Here is a 17,364-nt window from a genome sequence, read left to right as displayed (position 1 = left end):
AAGGGAGACAATGCCTTGAGCATCAACGAAGCCGTCACCAACAGTGCTCACAAGAAGGAACGGGCCTACCACTTCGACCGGCACACCTCGGAGTATCGGCTGAACTTCCAGGCCATCACCGAAGAGATGCACGCCAAGTGCCCGATGGCGTGGACCGAGACCTACGACGGCCACTGGGTCGCGGCCGGCGCACAGGAAGTCTTCGAACTGGCCCGGTGCCCGCATGTCTCCAACGACCACGACGTCAACAACGAACGCAAAGGCTACAAAGGGATCTCCATCCCGCCGGCCAAACGAGCCGTCGGGGTACGTGGCGGCATGCTGGAAATGGACGGCGAGGAACACCGCTTCTACCGCAACGTGGTCAACCCGTACCTGTCCCCGGCCGCCATCAAACGCTGGGAACCCTTCATCGACGACATCGTGCGCGCCTGTATCAACGAGAGGATCGAGGAAGGCCACATCGACTTCGTCGATGACCTGGCCAACATCGCGCCCGCGGTGTTCACGCTGGCGATGCTCGGCATCCCGCTGAAGAACTGGACGATCTACTGCGAACCGGTCCACGCGGCGGTCTACACGCCCGAGCACGACCCCGACTCGGTGCGGGTCGCCGAACTGCACCGGCAAATGGGCATCGACCTCCTCACCAATTACTTTGAGATCAAAGAGAACCCGCGCCCGGGCATCGTCAATGCTCTAGCCACCGCCCGGATCGACGGCGAACCGGTTCCCGACATCGATGCCCTCGGCATGGTGGGGCTGGTCATCGGCGGTGGTTTCGACACCACGACGGCGCTCACCGCGCACTCACTGGAATGGCTCTCGGAGAATCCCGACCAGCGAGAGCTGCTCAGCACCAAACGCGACACGCTGCTGGACCCCGCCACCGAGGAGTTCCTGCGTTACTTCACTCCCGCCGCCGGCGACGGGCGCACCTTCTCCGAAGACGTCGAGGTGGTGGGAACCCCATTCAAGGAGGGCGAGCGACTCTGGCTGTCCTGGGCGATGGCCAACCGCGACCCTTCGATATTCGAGGACCCCCACAGCATCATCATGGATCGTAAAGGGAACCGGCACTTCAGCTTCGGCCTCGGTGTGCACCGCTGCATCGGCTCCAACGTGGCCCGCACCGTGTTCAAGTCGATGCTGACCGCGGTCCTGGACCGCATGCCCGACTACCGCTGCGACCCGGACGGCACCGTGCACTACGACACCATCGGTGTCATCCAGGGCATGCGGCACCTGCCCGCGACATTCACCCCGGGCAAGCGGATCGGACCGGGGCTGGAGGAGACCTTGGAGAACCTGCAGCGGATCTGCGACGAGCAGCAGTGCGCGCTGCCGATCACCGAGCGCAAGGAAGCCGTCGTTCTCGACTGAATCCTCGGTCAATTGTTTACGACACACGAAGGGGCGTAGGCGGCGGTGACGACACGGTGCTCCGGGAAGGTAGCTCTGGTCACGGGGTGCAGTCGCGGTCTGGGCAAAGCGATCGCCCAGCGCCTGGCCGATGAAGGCGCGACGGTGGTGCTGACCGCCCGAACCGCTCAACCCGATCCCAAGTACGACGGTTCGCTGGCGCAAACCCAGGCTGAGATCTCCGACCGCGGCGGTACCGCGATCGCTATCGCCGCAGATCTGTCCAAGGCCGCCGACCGCGAACGGCTGTTCGCCGAGACAGCGGCGCAGGTCGGCCCGCCCGACATCCTGGTCAACAACGCCGCCGTGACGTTTCTGCGCCCGCTGGATACCTTTCCCGAGCGGCGAATTCAGCTGATGCTGGACATGCACGTGCTGGCACCCTTGCATCTGGCGCAACTCGCGATCCCCGGCATGCGCGAGCGCGGCCGAGGCTGGATCCTCAACATCACCTCGGTGGGAGGCGACTTGCCTTCCGGCCCGCCGTTTTCCGAGTTCGACCGCACCGCCGGCTTCGGGATCTACGGCATGGCCAAAGCCGCCTTGAACCGACTGACGAAAAGCCTTGCCGCCGAACTGTTCGACGACGGGATCGCGGTCAACGCCGCAGCCCCCACCAACCCGGTGGCCACTCCCGGAGCCGGCAGCCTCGACCTGGCGAAAACGGATACCGAGGACATCGAACTGATCACCCGTACGGCCCTGCTGCTGTGCACCGCCGACCCGGCCACCATGACCGGCCGCATCGCCCACACCCAGTCGTTCCTGCGCGAGATGGGCGCGCTGAGCTGAGTGCCGATGTTCTCGCCGGCCTGCAGCAGCGGCTCGCTCCTATCTCGGATCTGGTGGCGCTGGCCGGCGGGGCGTCGAGCCTGACGTTCGCCGGTGCGCTCGCCGGACGCCGGGTCGTGGTCAAAGTCGCCCCACCCGGCCTGCCGCCGGTCGCCCACCGTGACGTGTTGCGCCAGGCCAGGATTCTTCGCACGCTCAGGGGCACGGCAGTACCGGTACCCGAGATCCTCGCCGAAGACCACGGCGATCCACCGGAAGTACCGCCGCTGTTCGTAATGTCCTTCATCGATGGTGCGGCGGCCGAGCCGCTCTTCGACGCCGTCGACGCGGGTCCCGCTGAGGTGATCGCGGAACGGTTTCAGCACGCCGCGCAGCTGCTGGCGGCACTGCATCGGCTGGTCCCGGCGGAACTCGGGCTGGACGATGAGCCTGTGGTGGCGCCGAGCGCCGAACTCGACAAGTGGTGCCGCAGCCTGACCACCGTGCCTCAGGAACTGGTGCCGGATTGGCAACGCGTCGCCGCGGCGCTGCGCTCGACGACTCCGGCCGCCGGTACGCCGGCACTTGTGCACGGCGACTTCCGATTGGGCAATCTGCTGTCCGTCGGCGGGCGCATCACCGCCGTCGTCGACTGGGAGATCTGGTCGGTGGGCGATCCGCGCGTCGACCTGGGCTGGTTCCTGATCAACGCCGACCCGGACACCTACGGCCGGGTCACGCCGTACCGCGGGCGCACTCCCCCGGTGCACGAGCTGGCCGCGCACTACCGGCGCGCCTTGGGGCGCAGCGTGCCCGATCTGGGCTGGTTTGCGGCACTGGCCTGTTTCAAGTCGACGGCGACCTGGTCGTTGATCGTCAAACACAACCGTCGCCGCACGACACCGGACCAGGAGCTCGAGAAGATGGCCGCGGCGCTGCCCCGGCTGCTGGGCAGGGCGCTGGACCACCTGGCGTGCTGAGTGTGCAGCGCAGCGCTATTCGCGCGGGATACCGGCGAGCTTGTCCGCGAACTTGGCTTCAGCGGCTGCCCGCAGCCGCAACAGGTGCTCGCTGGGGAAGACGTCCGGCGCCGGCGTGGTGTCGGCGAGCAGCAGCCGTGCCAGCGTCACCTTGTGCACCTCGGTGGGCCCGTCGGCCAGCCCCAGTACGAAGGACTCGGTCAGATACTGGACGAACGGCATCTCGTGCGAGGTGCCGAGCGAACCGTGGATCTGCAGCGCCCGCGCCGAGACATCATGCAGCACCTTCTGCATCATCGCCTTCACCGCGGAGATATCGGCGCGTACCGCGCGGTAATCGTTGTGTTGATCGATCTTCCACGCCGTCTGCAGGGTGAGCAGGCGGAACGCCTCGATCTCCATCCACGAGTCGGCGACCATCTCCTGGACCAGCTGCTTGCGGCTCAGCGATTCGCCTTGGGTGTAGCGCGAGACCGCCCGTTCGCACAGCATGTCGAAGATCCGCCGGACCAGGCCCACGGTGCGCATTGCGTGGTGGATGCGCCCGCCGCCCAGCCTGGTCTGTGCCACGGCGAAAGCTCCCCCGCGCGGGCCGAGCATGTGATCTGCCGGCACCCGGACATTCTCGTAGCGGACGTAGCCCTCCCGTCCCCCACCGCCGAGCGGCTGGTAACCCAGTCCGACATCGCGCAGCACGTTGATTCCCGGCGTTTCGGCCGGCACCACGAACATCGAATGACGTTGGTAGGGGGGCGCATCCGGGTCGGTCACGGCCATCACGATCAGAAACGACGCCATCGACGCGAACGATGAATACCATTTCTCACCGTTGATCACCCAGTGGTCCCCGTCGGGGACCGCGGCGGTGGTGAACACCTTAGGGTCGGCGCCGCCCTGGGGTTCGGTCATCGAGAAGCAGGAGATGATGCGGTTGTCCAGAAGCGGTTCCAGGTAACGGGCCTTGAGTTCCGGGGTGCCGTAGTGCGCCAAGATCTCGCTGTTGCCCGAATCGGGCGCCTGCGACCCGAACACGATGGGCGCGCATTCCGACCGGCCGAGGATCTCGTTGAGCAGAGCCAACTTGACCTGGCCGTAGCCCGGGCCGCCGAGGTGCGGACCCAGGTGAGTGGCCCACAGCCCGCGCTCCTTGACGATTTCTTGCAGCGGTGGAATCAGCGCCTGGCGCACCGGGTCGTTGAGGTCATGGGATTCCTTGACGATCAGGTCGATCGGCTCGCATTCCACACGGACGAATTCACTCACCCACTCCAGTTGCTCCGCCCACTCCGGATCCGTGGAGAAATCCCATGCCACTGAATCAATCCTCTCGCTACCGCTGTGTCCATTCACTGCGACGGGCACCGGCATCCTCGGTGGCGTGGCTGAGGACCTGGTTGCGGTTCTCCAGTTCCAGTGCCGCGCGCAGCCCGCCGGCATCGATATTGACCTGCAGGGCCCGCTTGGTCAGCTGCACTCCCAACGGCGCCAATCCGGCAACGTGCCCGGCGATTTCCAGCGCCCGGTCCATCAGCTCCTCCGGGCCGACCAGCTGGCTCACCAGCCCGCGCCGATCGGCCTCCTCCGCCGACACGGTGCGCCCGGTGAGCATCCAATCCGCCGCGACCGAGGCGCCGACAATGCGGGGCAGGTGATAGCTCATGCCCATCTCCGCCCCCGAGAGCCCGAGCAGGATCGCGGCGTTGCCGAACGTTGCGGCGGTGGAACACAGCCGGATATCGGCCGCCAGGCACATCGCCAGGCCGGCTCCCACGCACGGGCCGTTGACCGCGGCGATCACCGGCTGCGGCAGGGCGTGTATCGCGTGCGCCAAGCCGGCCATGGCCTCCTGGAAGCGCAGCCGGTCGATCGCCGGATCATCGGCGTCGAGCATCCCCGGCCCGAAGTCGCGCATATCGATACCGGAACAGAATCCACGGCCCGTCCCGGTGATCACCACCGCCTTTACCGCGGCATCGGCGGCGATATTCGCCAGTGTTGCCGTGATCTCGTCGCGCATGGTCTCGTTGACGGCATTGAGCCGGCTCGGGCGATTCAACCGCAACACCAGCACACCGGGAGCCGGGGACCCGATGTCGAGGGTTTCGGCTGTGGGCGTCATCAGATTCGCTCGATGATCGTCGCGGTGCCCATGCCGGCGCCGGTGCACATGGTGACCAGACCGGTAGCCAGGTCACGGCGCTCCAGCTCGTCGAGCAGTGTGCCGATCAAGATGGCGCCGGTCGCGCCGATCGGATGCCCCAGCGCGATGGCGCCGCCGTTGACGTTGACCCGTTCCGGATCCAGGCCCAGATCGCGAATCGTCTTGAGCGGCACCGCGGCGAACGCCTCGTTGATCTCCCACAGATCGATGTCTGCGACATCCATTCCCGCCTTGGCCAGGCATCGCTGCGCCGCAGGGCCCGGAGCGGTGAGCATGACGATCGGCTCGCTGCCGATCGCCGCGGTGGCCCGGATCCGGGCACGTGGGGCAACGCCGTGCGCGTTCGCCCAGCTGTGCGAAGCGATCACCGCCACCGCGGCGCCATCGACAACACCCGAAGAGTTGCCGGCGTGGTGAACGTGGTCGATCCGGTCGATTCCGGGGTAGCGGTTCACGCAGATCTCGTCGAAGCTCAGCTGCTCGCCGGGGACTCGGGCACTGCCGGCCTGCTCGAACGCCGGCCGCAGCGTCGCGAGTTTGTCCGCGGTCGTTCCCGGCCGCGGGTGTTCGTCGACACCGGCGATGATCTCACCGGACTCCGAACGGACGGCGATCAGCGACTTGTCGAAGTACCCTGCCGCGATGGCCTTCGCCGCGCGTTGCTGGCTCGACGCGGCGAAAGCATCCACGTCGGCTCGGGTGAAACCTTCCAGCGACGCGATCAGATCCGCCGAAACCCCTTGCGGAACCGTCGGGTACATCGCACGAAAGGACGGGTTGGCGCCGTCGATGGTCGGTACGCCGACGGTGACATCCCACCGGGACATCGATTCGACACCGCCCGCCACGACCAGATCCTGCTGCCCGGCGGCGATCCCGGCGGCGGCCACGGTGATGGCCTGCTGGCCTGATCCGCAGAACCGGTTCAGCGTCATTCCCGGCACGGTCTCCGGCCAGCCGGCCAGCAGCAGCGCCAATCGGGCGATGTCGTCACCGTGCTCACCGGCCATGATGCCATTGCCGGCGATCACGTCGTCGACGTCGGTCGGCTCGAAGCCCACCCGGTCGGCCGCCGCGGTGAGGCATTGGGCCAGCAGGTCCTGGGGATGAACACCGTGCAGCGCGCCGTCGGGACGGCCCCGGCCACGCGGTGTGCGCACCGCGTCAACGATTAGTGCATCCAAGATCTCCCAATCCTTCCCGTAGCGCAGACTCCCGCGGTGTCACAGCGGAAACCTAGTGCTAATACCGTTGAAGCGCTCCCACATCAGTGCGCGGCGCTCGGCCACCGTGACCCGCGCGGTATCGCGGGGCAATACCGCGCCGAGGTTGGCGTGTCTGACCAGCCGGGTTTCCAGCGGCACCGGGTGACCGGCCAGCATGTGCCGGTAGGTGAGGTTGCCGCGTTCGAAACCCTGCGTGTCGAGCCAGTTGCGCACACCCGGGTCACGATGCGCCAGCACCAGGCGCACCTTGCCGTCGGAGTCAACCGAGGCGCGGCTCGGGGTGTAGCTCACCGGCCGGTACAAAAAGTCCATGCTGGTGAAGAACACGCCCATGTTCGTCACCATCCACAGGCCTTCGTGGGCGTCGAACTCGACCACCAGCGCCTCGTCCGGCGCCAGCTCCCAGTACATGTTGGCGGCCGCACGACCGCGTTTGGCGTCCGCGTCCGTGGTGGTGATCTCGGGGAATCGGTTCGGGCGGGTCTCGTCGACTCCGCCGTAGGTGAAGGGGAACTCGGGCCAGTCGGCCATCGCCCCGGTGATGAACTCCGCCGCCCATCCCATCGCCTCGATCAACGCCTCGGGGCCGGGCACCGGTTTCGGTGCGGTCATGTCCACCCGCTCGATGCGCAGGCGCGCGGGCTGCTCATCCCAACGATCGAAGCCCTGGCGGATGAACAGTTTCCGCGTCTCCGGAGTGGTCGGCAGCCAGTTCGGCGCACGTTCGGCTCCACCGAGGTAGAGCTCGAAGGTGCCGTCCGGTTCGGCGGTCAGCTGGTGGCCGAAGAGGTTGGCTTCCGGCACATCGCCGAACGGCTCGTGGAGGACGCCAGGACCCGGCGGCCGCTGCCCCTGCACGGTGATATTGAAAAACGGTGCGGTGCCGCGGGTTCCGCTGATCCGGTAGGTGGATTCACCGTCGATCCAGGCTTGCTGGTAGGTGAAGTCGGCGCAGTCGCCGCCCAGTTTGCGGATCGGGTTGCAGAACGTGTGCAGCATCGGATAGCGGGTGTCGCGGGTCTCCAGCGCCAGGTCGAACGCCTGCCCGAGGTTCTGGGTGAGGAATCGGAACGCGTCGGCTCGCTGCACGCCGGCGGTCGCGTTGTAGTCCTTGAAGGCTTGGCGACCGGCCACTTTCAGCTGGTCGCAGAACCGGCGCCACGCCGCATCGAGCGCCACATCGTCGGGACCGTCGCCGAAAGCCATCGTCGAAATTCCTTCCTCAGCAGCCCAGTTCGGCGAGCATCGCGGTGACCGTTGTCCCCGCCCGCTGCGCAGCGGCCAGCGGTCCTTCGCGGTCGATTCGCGGCCCGAGCAGCTCGAGGTCGAACCCGAACGGGTAACCGGCGGCCAATGCTTGCGCCAGCACCGGCCGGATCGGAATCGCGCCGTCGCCGGGGACGGCGCGGGCCGGAAGCGCACGATCGCCGAGCACGTAGTCGCTCAGTTGGATCAGCCGGGTCCGGGGCAGCGCCCGGGTCAGCAGCCCGCTCAGCCCGGCTTCGGCCCAGCAGTGGAACAGGTCCACACAGATGCCCAGGCCCGCCATCTCGGCCAGGGTGATCGTGTCGCGCAGGCTGTGCCCCAGATGAAGGTCGGCGTACAGGCTTGACGCGTTCTCAACCGCGAGGTCGACACCGGCCGCCCGCGCGTGCCGGACACAGGGTTCGATTGCGGTGCTGAAGCGCTCGGCGGCCTGCTCCCAGGTGAGTTGGCCGCGGCCGCCAGTGAGCAGGTAGATGCACCGGGCCCGAGCGACTGCGGCGGCGTCGACCAGCCGCGCCAGCTCTGTTCGGGTGGTGCGGATCTGCTCGGCGTCCACCGGTACCCGGCCACCGCCGAACAGGTGATAGACCGCCTCGATGCGGTAGCCGCCGGCGGTGACCAAGCCGGTGAAGCCGCGATCGAGCAGTTGCGTATCCAGGATACTCAGGCGCCGCACCCCGAGCGTTTCCCAAAAACCGCGCAGCTCGGCGGGACTCGCGCCCAAAAAGGTGACGCTGTGCACCGACAGCCGCTCGTGCATCACCAACTCACTCGCGCTTCTCGATACGGACACCGAAACGTTCCCGGAACAGCGCGAATTCGTCGTGCAACGCGTCGAGGTCCTCCCCGATGTCGGTCAGCACGCTGGTCGAGTAGTGGAACTTGCCGTGCCGGTCGCCACGGTTGTGGGCCAGATAGTGGCGCATCGCGGTTTCGGCCTCGCCGGTCAGCGGCCGGCCGCAGAACCGGTAATAGCGTTGCACGGTCGCAACCGGGTCGGCGATGAAGTCGGTGTAGGGGACGTGCAGGATGCGCGGGTCGTCGACCAGGGGATGCGACATCGTGTTGGCGATGCCGGCCCGAGTCATTTCCAGGTGCTTTTTGGCCTCGACCGCCAGGTCGACCGGCCCCGCGATACCGTCGAGGATGTCGGCCATCATCATCGTGCGTGATGCCGCGACCTGTACCGGGTCCCGGTGCAGCCATACCAGGTTCGCATCGGGATAGGCGGCGAACAGCTCAGTGAGCCGAAAACCGTGGAACCCCTTGAGGACCCAGTACTTGTGCGGCCGGGCGTACTGGAATTGCTGCAGCATGGCCTTGTGCAGGCGGTACTGTGCCGCCGCGTCGACGGGCAGACCACCGACCACCGCCGGCATCGGCACCCGCCACCACGCCGTCGGGGTCATCACCCGGAAGTCGAACGCCCAGGTGCGTTCGTCCTCGGGCAGGCCGTCGCCGAGCATGTCGTTGTAGGGATGGCTGTGCAGCCACTTGGGCAGCCGGGCGTTGATCTCGCGCCAGTCCGCATCGGCGCGAGCACGGCGCGGGTCATCCGGCCCGGCCAGGCCCGGCGGCGGCGAGGGGTACATCACCTCCCAGAACCGCAGTGCGCGGGCGTTCGGATCCACCGACATCAGCGCGTGCATCAACGTGGTGCCCGAACGCGGTTCACCGGTGACGAACATCGGCCGGTTGATGACTTCCTCGGCGATCGGGTGCCGGCCGCGGTCGGCGATCAACTCCAGCCGGGAGGTGAGCAGCCAATGACAAACCTGCCGGGCTTGTTCGGCGCCGTCGGCGTCCAAGCCGAAACCATTCAACTGCGCCACGGCCACCGAGAAGCGCTCCGGCAGCGACAGATCGCCGTAGTCGTCACATCCGGTCTCGCGTTGGGCCCGGTCAAGCATCGCGGCGGCATCGAGTGTGCTCATGCGGTCCGGCCTTCGCACAGCGCCGCGAGTTCGTCTTCGGTCTGGCGGACCCGGGCCGCGGACGCGGCAGCGTAGTCCAGTCCGGCCATCGCCGAGTAGTCCAGGATCTTGGGCACCCGCAGGCCCGCATCGACGTAGCTCTTGATGATCCGGGCGACATCTTTGGATGTGCCGTGCGGCACGATCGCCAGCAGCGCCTCCGGCTCGAACCGATCCAGGAAGCCCAGAATGCGCTCACGCGTCAGCGCTGCCGGGTCGATGTCGTGGAAGCCGCCCCAGTCCTCGCCCATCGGATGATCGAACCCGAAGCGCTGCAACACCTTCGCGGACACCTGCAGCAGAAAGGACGCCACCAGCGGCGTCCGGGCGATCTCGGCAAGCGCGTCGTCGTCGTCGCCGATGAGACAGACCTGGACGAAGCACGGCGTGATCGCCATCGGGTCACGGCCGGCGCGCTGCGCCGATTCGCGCACTGCGCCAAGCATCTCGCCGTACTGCTCGGGGGTCCACGCCCCGGCCGGCCACCATCCATCGGCGTAGCGTCCGACGATGTCGAGCATCCGCGGGCCGCTGGCACCGATCCAAATCGGTGGGACACGCCCATCGTGGGGCTCGGTGTCCATTCGGGCACGGTCCAGGCGGTAGAAGGCGCCCTGGAAGTCCACCGGTCCGTCGCTGTCCCAGAGCAGCCGGATCACCTGCAGCGCTTCCTCGAAACGGCTCACCGGCCGGTCGAAATCGAAGCCGTACGGCACGATGTTCTCCCGCTCACCGCTGCCGAGTCCGAGGATGAAGCGGCCGCCGGACAAGTGGTCGATGGTCAGCGCGCTCTGGGCCAGCGATGCGGGGTGGCGGCGCACGGTGTCCACCACACTGGTGGCCAGGGGCACCCGCTCGGTCAGGACGGCTGCTGCGGCCGCGACTGCCAGGGCATCGAGATGGCGGTGCGGCGAAGGCGAGACGGTGGCCAGATCGGTGAATTCCGGTGTCCACAAGGCATCCGGCCAGAAGCTGACCATATGGTCGGGCATCCAGACGGAATGGTATCGGCCGGTGTCGAACTCGGTCAGCGTCGACAGGTCCAGGGGGAGGGTGGTCCGCAGGAACGCGGCCGGCCGAACGCATGACATCGGCGTCCTATCGCGTCAACCGCGGGGCAGGCCCAACACCTGCTGGGCGACGATGTTGCGGTGGATCTCCGAGGTGCCGCCGGCGATGGTGCCCGAGAAACTCCGGGCGTGCCGTTCGAACCAACTGGCGAAGTAGCTGTCGAGGTTCATCGGCGCATACGGCCCGGAATTGGCCGGATGGATCAGACCCGATGACCCCGCGGCGTCCAGTGCGTAACCGGTGGCGTACATCTCGGCTTCGGAGCCGAGCAGCTTGAGCACCGACAGGGCGGGCACGTCCTCCTCGCCGCGGGCGGCCCGGGCCAGCGCCCGGGAGCCGAGCAGGCGCAGCGCCTGATAATCCATGACGGCCGTGGCGAACTGGTCGCGTTCCAGCGCACCGTCGGGGCGAAAATCGGCGATCACATTGTCGAGTCGGTCGGCGAAACCCAGCCACATCATGGTGCGTTCGTGCCCGAGGGAACCGTTGGCCACCCGCCAACCGCCGTTGAGCGGGCCGACGAGGTTCTCCCCAGGCACCCGCACATCGGTGAAGAACACCTCGTTGAAGTCTTTGTCGTCGATCCCGCAGATGGTGGGGAACGGGCGGCACACCACGCCCGGGGTGTCGGTGGGGATCAACAAGACGCTGATGCCCTTGTGCTTGGGTGCATCGGGATCGGTGCGCACGAACGTCAGCAGCACATCGGCATCGTGAGCACCCGAGGTCCACACCTTCTGGCCGTTGACGATGAAATCCTCACCGTCGCGGTCCGCCCTGGTCCGCAGCGACGCCAGGTCCGAGCCGGCGCTCGGCTCGCTCATCCCCAGCGACGCGGTGATCTCGGCACGCAGAATCGGCACCGCCCAGCGCCGCTTCTGCTCATCGCTGCCGAACGAAAGCAACGACGCCGCAATGATATTCACACCCTGTGGATTGAAGCTGTGATAAATCCGGCGCCGACACAGTTCGTCGGCGTGGACGAACTGCTGCAGCAGGGTGGCGTTTCGGCCGCCGAACTCCGGCGGATTGCCGGGCAGCAGCCAGCCGTTGTCGAACAGCAACCGCTGCCAGCGGCGCGCCCACTCCGGCATGTGCGACACCGACCGCGGCCGCTCCAAGGTGTCGGCCTCGGCGGGCAGATTGGCGTCGAGGAAGGCCGCGAACTCGGCACGGAACTCCTCGACCTCGGGATCAAACGTGAGCTGCAAGGTACTCCTCTGCGATGGCCGCGCGGTGCTCTGCGGCACCACCGAGCATCAGCTCACCGGCTTTGGCCCGCTTGAGCGCGAACTGCAAGTCGTTCTCCCAGGTGAAGCCCATCGCGCCGAACAGCTGCAGCCCGTGCCGGAAGACCACCGACTGACATTCCCCGGCCGCCGCCTTCGCCATCGCCGACGCCATCCGCCGCCGGGGGTCGTCGGCCGCGATCGTCAGCGCCGCGAAATACGCCAACGCCCGGGCACGTTCGATCGCCACGTGCATGTCGGCCGCCTTGTGCTGGACCGCCTGGAACGAGCCGATCGGCACCCCGAACTGCTGACGACCGCGTACGTGCTCGAGTGCCAGATCGAGGATCCGCTGGCAGGCGCCGACCATCGTCATCGCCATCCCGGTGAGCGCGACATGGCGGGCCCGCTCGACGTCGACGCGCATCCGCGCGGTGTCAGGCACCTCGACTCCGCTGAACGACACGTCGGCCACGTGCAGCGTCGGGTCGAACACCGAGGCCGTCCGCGTCGTCACCGCGGCGGCGTCGACCAGAAACACCCCGGCATCGGCGACCACCGCCAGCCGTTCAGCCCGATCACCATCGAGCACGTTCAGCGCGGTTCCGTCCAGCACCCAGCCGGCGGCGTTGCGGTAGGCGCTCACGCCGCGGTATACCGCCGCGCCGGCCGAACCGTCGCCGCGATGGTGCTCACCGACCAGGGGGGCGAACTGGGTCATGGTCGCCAGGAACGGCGTGGGGTCGGTGGCGCGGCCCAGTTCTTCGAGGACGATCGCCAGCTCTACCGCGGTCTCCGGCTCGTGCAACTCGGTCCAGCCCAGATCGACGTAGACCTTCCACAACGAGTCGATCGCATCATCCGAGCCGGCCACGGTCTCGGCCACACCGCGCACCAGCGAGGGCGAGCATTGCTTGCCCACCACGTCGCGCACTGTGCCCTGCCACAGTCGCTGATCCGCATCGAACTCCAACAGCATTGCGTCACCTCCTCCACGCGCCCGTCGAGAATAACATTCTCGTTAGCGAATGTAACGATCTCAACCTGAGATACCGTGCTGTCACGCCATCGCGGGCTGGCAGCGGTCGCCGTGCCTGCTGGCTGCACCGACGGACCGTCCCGCGGATGAGAATCCAGTTCTTGCAAGCAAAGAATACAGCTATACAATGGGGTCCGGCTCGTGGTGACTCCCCGCAGCACGCTCCGTGGCGGGCGCAGGGTCCGGCGAATGAAGGGCGGAGTTGATGATCGAACACCCGGACGGCACCGGGACGCCCGTCATCGACGCCAGCGTGCACATCTTCGCGGCGTCGAACAAGGATCTGCGCAACTACCTGCGCGAGCCGTACCGCAGCCGCGGCTTCCCCGACTACGAGATGGACTGGTATGGGGCGCCGGGCGGCGAGTACGCCCCCGGCACCGAGGGCGCGGAAGGCCAGTACCCGGGCTCGGACCCCGACGTGGTGGCCCAGCATCTGTTCGCCGACCGCGGTGTCGACGTGGCGGTGCTGCACCCGATGACGCGCGGAATCATGCCCGACCGGCACCTCGGGTCGGCGATCGCCGCGGCGCACAACGAGATCCTGGTGTCACGCTGGCTGGACCACCCCGAGCACGGCGAGCGCTTCCGCGGCACGATCCGGGTCAATCCCGACGACATCGCCGGCGCGCTGAAGGAGATCGACCGGTGGAAGGACCACCCGCGGGTGGTGCAGATCGGCGTCCCGTTGCAATCCCGTGAGCTGTTCGGCAAGCCGCAGTTCTGGCCGCTGTGGGAGGCGGCGATCGACGCCGGCCTGCCGGTGGCCGCGCATATCGAGGTCGGCTCGGGCATCGCCGCCTCGCCGACGCCGTCCGGTGTCCCGCGCATCTATGAGCACTACGTCAGCTTCATGGCGTGCAATTACCTGTACCACCTGATGAACATGATTGCCGAGGGCGTCTTCGAGCGGATGCCGGCGCTGAAGTTCGTCTGGGCCGACGGCGGCGCGGATCTGCTGACCCCGTTCATCTGGCGGATGGACACCTTCGGCAGACCGCACCTGGAGCAGACCCCGTGGGCCCCCGAGATGCCCAGCGACTACCTGCCCGAGCACGTCTATTTCGTCCAGGGCGCCATGGACGGTCCCGGGGACACCGAGTTCGCCGGGGAATGGCTCGGTTTCACCGGCAAGGACGACATGGTGATGTACGGGTCGAGCTATCCGCACTGGCAGTCCAACGAATTGGCGGTGCCGAGCGCGTTCAGCGCCGAACAGCGCGACAAGCTGTGCTGGCGCAATGCCAGCCGGCTTTACGGGATCGACGTTCCGGCCGCCGCGGGCGCACACTAGAGAACAGCTGGGATCAAGGGAGAGCACCATGACCGTGACAGCCACAGAGCGCAAGCCGGCGGCCGAGCGCGTTGCCGTGCGATGCGTGGACTCCGACGTCCATCCGGTGCCGCGGCGCGGGGAGCTGACCCCGTACATCCCCGAGCCGTGGCGTAGCAAGTACTTTCTGACCCGCCGGGTGGGCGAACAGATCTACTACGACGCCCCCGACTACGCGCACGCGTTCGCGATGCGCGTCGATGCGTTCCCGGCCGACGGCGAGTTCCCCGGCAGCAGCCCGGAGTTGGCGTTCAAACAACTGATCATGGAGGCGGGCTCCGACTTCGCGATCCTGGAGCCCGCCGCCTACCCGGCGCGGATCCCCGAAGCCCAGCACGCGATGTCGTGTGCGCTCAACGACTGGCAGGCCAACCACTGGCTGGACAGCCACAACAACTGGCATCAGCGGTGGCGCGGGTCGATCTGCGTCGCGATCGAGGACCCCTCCGGCGCGGCCGCCGAGATCGAGAAGTGGGCCGGCCACCCCTACATGGCGCAGGTCCTGATCAAGGCCGAGCCGCGCCCGTCGTGGGGCGATCCCAAATACGACCCGATCTGGACCGCGGCCACCAAACACGACATCACCGTCAGCTGTCACCTGTCGCGCAGCCACCACGAGGAGCTGCCGATGCCGCCGGTGGGGATGCCCAGTTACAACCACGACTTCATGGTCACCTACTCGCTGCTCGCGGCGAACCAGGTGATGAGCCTGGTGTTCGACGGCGTATTCGACCGGTTCCCGACCTTGCGCATCGTGCTCGTCGAACACGCCTTCACCTGGATCCTGCCGCTGATGTGGCGCATGGACGCCATCTACGAGGCGCGCAAGTCGTGGCTGGACATCAAACGCAAGCCCAGCGAATACGTCAAGGACCACATCAAATTCACCACCCAGCCGCTGGACTACCCGGAGGACAAGACCGAGCTGATGCGCGCTTTCGAGTGGATGGAGTGCGAGAAGATCCTGCTGTACTCCTCGGACTACCCGCATTGGACGTTCGACGACCCGCGCTGGCTCGTCAAGCACCTGCCCAAGGCGGCCCGCGAAGCGGTGATGTTCAAGAACGGCTTGAAGACCTACCACCTTCCCGACACGGTCCCGGCCCTCGAGGGTCAGGTACGGGTGTTTTAGAATGAGCCACGACGACCAGCGGCCCCGGCTGGCCCAGGGCCGCGAGCACATCGTTGCCACCGTCGACGAAATCCCGCCCGGCACCCATAAACTCGTGCCGATCGGGCATCACGGCGTGGGCGTGTACAACATCAACGGGACGTTCTACGCGATCGCGAACTTCTGTCCGCATCAAGGCGGACCGCTGTGCTCCGGGCGGCTGCGCGGTCGCACCGTCGTCGATGAGACCGCGCCGGGAGACGCCGCCATGGTCCGAGACCTGGAATACATCTACTGCCCCTGGCATCAGTGGGGTTTCGAATTGGCCACCGGCACCACCGCGGTCAAACCCGAGTGGAGCATCCGAACCTACCCGGTGCGGGTCGTCGGCAACGACGTCCTGGTCCAGGCCTAGCACACAGGAGTATTCGGTGCCCGCTGTCGAAATCAACGGTGGAAACGTCGTCTACGAGATCCTCGGTAACACAGGCGATCTGATCGTCCTGACCCCCGGCGGCCGGTTCTCCAAGGAGATCCCCGGGTTGCGCCCGCTGGCCGACAAACTCGTCGAGGGTGGCTACCGGGTGCTGCTGTGGGACCGCCCCAACTGCGGGGCGTCCGATGTGCAGTTCTACGGCCAGTCCGAATCGCATATGCGCGCCGAAACGCTGCACGGACTGCTCACCGCCCTGGACACCGGACCCTGCATCATCGCCGGCGGCTCGGGCGGTGCCCGGGACTCCATGCTGACCACCATGCTCTACCCCGAGCTGGCCACCAAGCTGGTGCTGTGGAACATCGTCGGCGGCGTGTACGGCTCCTTCGTGCTGGGGTCCTACTACGTGGTGCCCAACATCCTGGCGGTACGCGGCGGCGGCACCCAGGCGCTGGTGGGGCTGCGCGAATGGCAGGAACGGATCGAGGAGAACCCGGCGAACAAGCAGCGACTGCTCGAGCTGGATTCCGACGAGTTCCTCAAGGTGATGCTGCGCTGGCTGAACGCCTTCGTCTCCAAGCCGGGGCAGACGATTCCCGGCGTCGACGACGAAATGTTCGACCGCATCACGGTTCCCACGCTCATCATCCGCGGCGGCGAGAACGACTGGGACCACCCGAAACGCACCTCGCTGGAGGTGAGCTGCCTGATCAAGGGGTCCGAGCTGATCGACCCGCCGTGGCCGGAGGACGCCTGGGAGCGGGCCGGCGAGGAGCGTGCCGCCGGAAAAGTCAGTCACTTCAACATGTTCGACACCTGGGTGCAGGCCGCCCCGGCCATCCTGGAATTCCTGGGCCGCTGATGACCTCAGCGGGTGTGGATATGGACCTCGCAGTTCAGCGAGGCCTCCAGCGCGGTGTGGATGCGACTCTCGCCGACGCGCTGCAGATCCGGTTCGGCCAACGTCACGTGGACGACGTCCAGACCGTTCGTTCCCGGCGTCCGGCCGATCTCGCCGGTCAGTCCCAGCCCGGCCAGCACTCCGTGCACGTCATCGTCGGTGCCCCTGCTCACGTAGGTCACCACCCCGGGCGTCGGCGCGGTGCCGAACGCGCTGGCGCACAAGCGTGTTCCGATGTCGACGATGTCGATGTCGGCCCCGCTGATCAGCAGCCGGACCTGGCGCCGGCCCACCGGCATGGCCGCAACATCGGTCTCCACCAGCTCGACACCCGCTTGCCCGGCCAGGTCACGCAGCGTCGCCATGCCGGCCGTCAACTGCTCAGGTATCAGCTGACCGGTCGGGTCGACGTCGACACGCACCACCGCTGTTCTCACGTCCGCGA

Annotated in this window: 17 protein-coding genes; 7 read left to right on the top strand and 10 right to left on the bottom strand. The window is 67.1% G+C overall.

The annotated features are described in order from the left end of the window. Positions 1-15 precede the first annotated feature (15 nt). From A5771_RS06365 to A5771_RS06355, 3 genes are read left to right on the top strand one after another with little or no spacing between them, the layout of a single operon-like run. A complete protein-coding gene (locus A5771_RS06365; protein ID WP_064854347.1) occupies positions 16-1,383 on the top strand; it encodes a cytochrome P450 in 1,368 nt (455 codons plus the stop codon). 45 nt (positions 1,384-1,428) lie between these two features. After that, the gene (locus A5771_RS06360) at positions 1,429-2,214 is read left to right on the top strand and encodes an SDR family NAD(P)-dependent oxidoreductase (RefSeq protein WP_064854346.1); all 786 of its coding nucleotides are present in this window, start codon (positions 1,429-1,431) and stop codon (positions 2,212-2,214) included. Next, complete coding sequence (locus A5771_RS06355; protein ID WP_064854416.1) at positions 2,211-3,173, top strand: phosphotransferase family protein; 963 nt, start codon at positions 2,211-2,213, stop codon at positions 3,171-3,173. The genes A5771_RS06360 and A5771_RS06355 overlap by 4 nt, the downstream gene beginning before the upstream one ends. A gap of 15 nt (positions 3,174-3,188) precedes the next feature. Here the strand turns inward: A5771_RS06355 and A5771_RS06350 are convergent, their stop codons facing one another. From A5771_RS06350 to A5771_RS06310, 9 genes are read right to left on the bottom strand one after another with little or no spacing between them, the layout of a single operon-like run. After that, positions 3,189-4,487 (bottom strand): acyl-CoA dehydrogenase family protein, encoded by a 1,299-nt coding sequence (locus A5771_RS06350; RefSeq protein WP_064854345.1) that lies wholly within the window; start codon positions 4,485-4,487, stop codon positions 3,189-3,191. A 16-nt stretch (positions 4,488-4,503) separates the two neighbouring features. Next, positions 4,504-5,292, bottom strand: a complete 789-nt coding sequence (locus A5771_RS06345; protein ID WP_064854344.1) for an enoyl-CoA hydratase/isomerase family protein — start codon at positions 5,290-5,292, stop codon at positions 4,504-4,506. Continuing rightward, positions 5,292-6,506, bottom strand: coding sequence for an acetyl-CoA C-acetyltransferase (locus A5771_RS06340; protein ID WP_267887461.1), 1,215 nt, complete (start codon positions 6,504-6,506; stop codon positions 5,292-5,294). The genes A5771_RS06345 and A5771_RS06340 overlap by 1 nt, the downstream gene beginning before the upstream one ends. 51 nt (positions 6,507-6,557) lie before the next feature. Next, positions 6,558-7,766, bottom strand: coding sequence for a DUF1214 domain-containing protein (locus A5771_RS06335; protein WP_064854343.1), 1,209 nt, complete (start codon positions 7,764-7,766; stop codon positions 6,558-6,560). Between the two features lie 16 nt (positions 7,767-7,782). After that, the gene (locus tag A5771_RS06330) at positions 7,783-8,586 is read right to left on the bottom strand and encodes a sugar phosphate isomerase/epimerase family protein (RefSeq protein ID WP_064854414.1); all 804 of its coding nucleotides are present in this window, start codon (positions 8,584-8,586) and stop codon (positions 7,783-7,785) included. A gap of 7 nt (positions 8,587-8,593) precedes the next feature. Next, on the bottom strand, positions 8,594-9,760 hold the full coding sequence (locus tag A5771_RS06325) for a sulfotransferase family protein (protein WP_064854342.1): 1,167 nt from the start codon (positions 9,758-9,760) through the stop codon (positions 8,594-8,596). Further along, the gene (locus A5771_RS06320; protein WP_064854341.1) at positions 9,757-10,890 is read right to left on the bottom strand and encodes an LLM class flavin-dependent oxidoreductase; all 1,134 of its coding nucleotides are present in this window, start codon (positions 10,888-10,890) and stop codon (positions 9,757-9,759) included. The genes A5771_RS06325 and A5771_RS06320 overlap by 4 nt, the downstream gene beginning before the upstream one ends. A gap of 15 nt (positions 10,891-10,905) precedes the next feature. After that, on the bottom strand, positions 10,906-12,081 hold the full coding sequence (locus A5771_RS06315) for an acyl-CoA dehydrogenase family protein (protein ID WP_064854340.1): 1,176 nt from the start codon (positions 12,079-12,081) through the stop codon (positions 10,906-10,908). Beyond that, positions 12,065-13,078, bottom strand: coding sequence for an acyl-CoA dehydrogenase family protein (locus A5771_RS06310; protein WP_064854339.1), 1,014 nt, complete (start codon positions 13,076-13,078; stop codon positions 12,065-12,067). The genes A5771_RS06315 and A5771_RS06310 overlap by 17 nt, the downstream gene beginning before the upstream one ends. A gap of 265 nt (positions 13,079-13,343) precedes the next feature. Between A5771_RS06310 and A5771_RS06305 the strand changes: the two genes are divergently transcribed. The 4 genes from A5771_RS06305 to A5771_RS06290 are packed head-to-tail and all read left to right on the top strand — an operon-like array spanning position 13,344 to position 16,880. Then, complete coding sequence (locus A5771_RS06305; RefSeq protein WP_207545395.1) at positions 13,344-14,432, top strand: amidohydrolase family protein; 1,089 nt, start codon at positions 13,344-13,346, stop codon at positions 14,430-14,432. Between the two features lie 28 nt (positions 14,433-14,460). Beyond that, positions 14,461-15,603 (top strand): amidohydrolase family protein, encoded by a 1,143-nt coding sequence (locus A5771_RS06300; protein WP_064854337.1) that lies wholly within the window; start codon positions 14,461-14,463, stop codon positions 15,601-15,603. Position 15,604: 1 nt separating this feature from the next. Beyond that, positions 15,605-15,997, top strand: a complete 393-nt coding sequence (locus A5771_RS06295; protein ID WP_064854336.1) for a Rieske (2Fe-2S) protein — start codon at positions 15,605-15,607, stop codon at positions 15,995-15,997. Positions 15,998-16,013: 16 nt separating this feature from the next. Then, entirely contained in the window at positions 16,014-16,880 is an 867-nt protein-coding gene (locus tag A5771_RS06290; RefSeq protein ID WP_064854335.1) for an alpha/beta fold hydrolase, read from the top strand. A 5-nt stretch (positions 16,881-16,885) separates the two neighbouring features. Here A5771_RS06290 and A5771_RS06285 read toward each other — a convergent pair whose 3' ends face one another. Beyond that, positions 16,886-17,356 carry a hypothetical protein gene (locus tag A5771_RS06285; RefSeq protein WP_082947078.1) on the bottom strand — a complete coding sequence of 157 codons (471 nt, stop codon included), beginning with the start codon at positions 17,354-17,356 and terminating at the stop codon, positions 16,886-16,888. Positions 17,357-17,364 lie beyond the last annotated feature (8 nt).

Origin of the sequence: Mycolicibacter sinensis (genome assembly GCF_001667375.1) — a bacterium.
Lineage (GTDB): Bacteria > Actinomycetota > Actinomycetes > Mycobacteriales > Mycobacteriaceae > Mycobacterium > Mycobacterium sinense_A.
Note: the sequence above shows the minus strand (reverse complement) of the source record. Positions and strands in the feature narration are given on the sequence as shown.

Coding starts and splice junctions, on each gene's coding strand:
- A5771_RS06330 (WP_064854414.1), bottom strand. CDS start 8,586: ATGCACGAGCGGCTGTCGGTGCACAGCGTCACCTTTTTGGGCGCGAGT.
- A5771_RS06325 (WP_064854342.1), bottom strand. CDS start 9,760: ATGAGCACACTCGATGCCGCCGCGATGCTTGACCGGGCCCAACGCGAG.
- A5771_RS06295 (WP_064854336.1), top strand. CDS start 15,605: ATGAGCCACGACGACCAGCGGCCCCGGCTGGCCCAGGGCCGCGAGCAC.
- A5771_RS06320 (WP_064854341.1), bottom strand. CDS start 10,890: ATGTCATGCGTTCGGCCGGCCGCGTTCCTGCGGACCACCCTCCCCCTG.
- A5771_RS06300 (WP_064854337.1), top strand. CDS start 14,461: ATGACCGTGACAGCCACAGAGCGCAAGCCGGCGGCCGAGCGCGTTGCC.
- A5771_RS06335 (WP_064854343.1), bottom strand. CDS start 7,766: ATGGCTTTCGGCGACGGTCCCGACGATGTGGCGCTCGATGCGGCGTGG.
- A5771_RS06345 (WP_064854344.1), bottom strand. CDS start 5,292: ATGACGCCCACAGCCGAAACCCTCGACATCGGGTCCCCGGCTCCCGGT.
- A5771_RS06305 (WP_207545395.1), top strand. CDS start 13,344: ATGATCGAACACCCGGACGGCACCGGGACGCCCGTCATCGACGCCAGC.
- A5771_RS06310 (WP_064854339.1), bottom strand. CDS start 13,078: ATGCTGTTGGAGTTCGATGCGGATCAGCGACTGTGGCAGGGCACAGTG.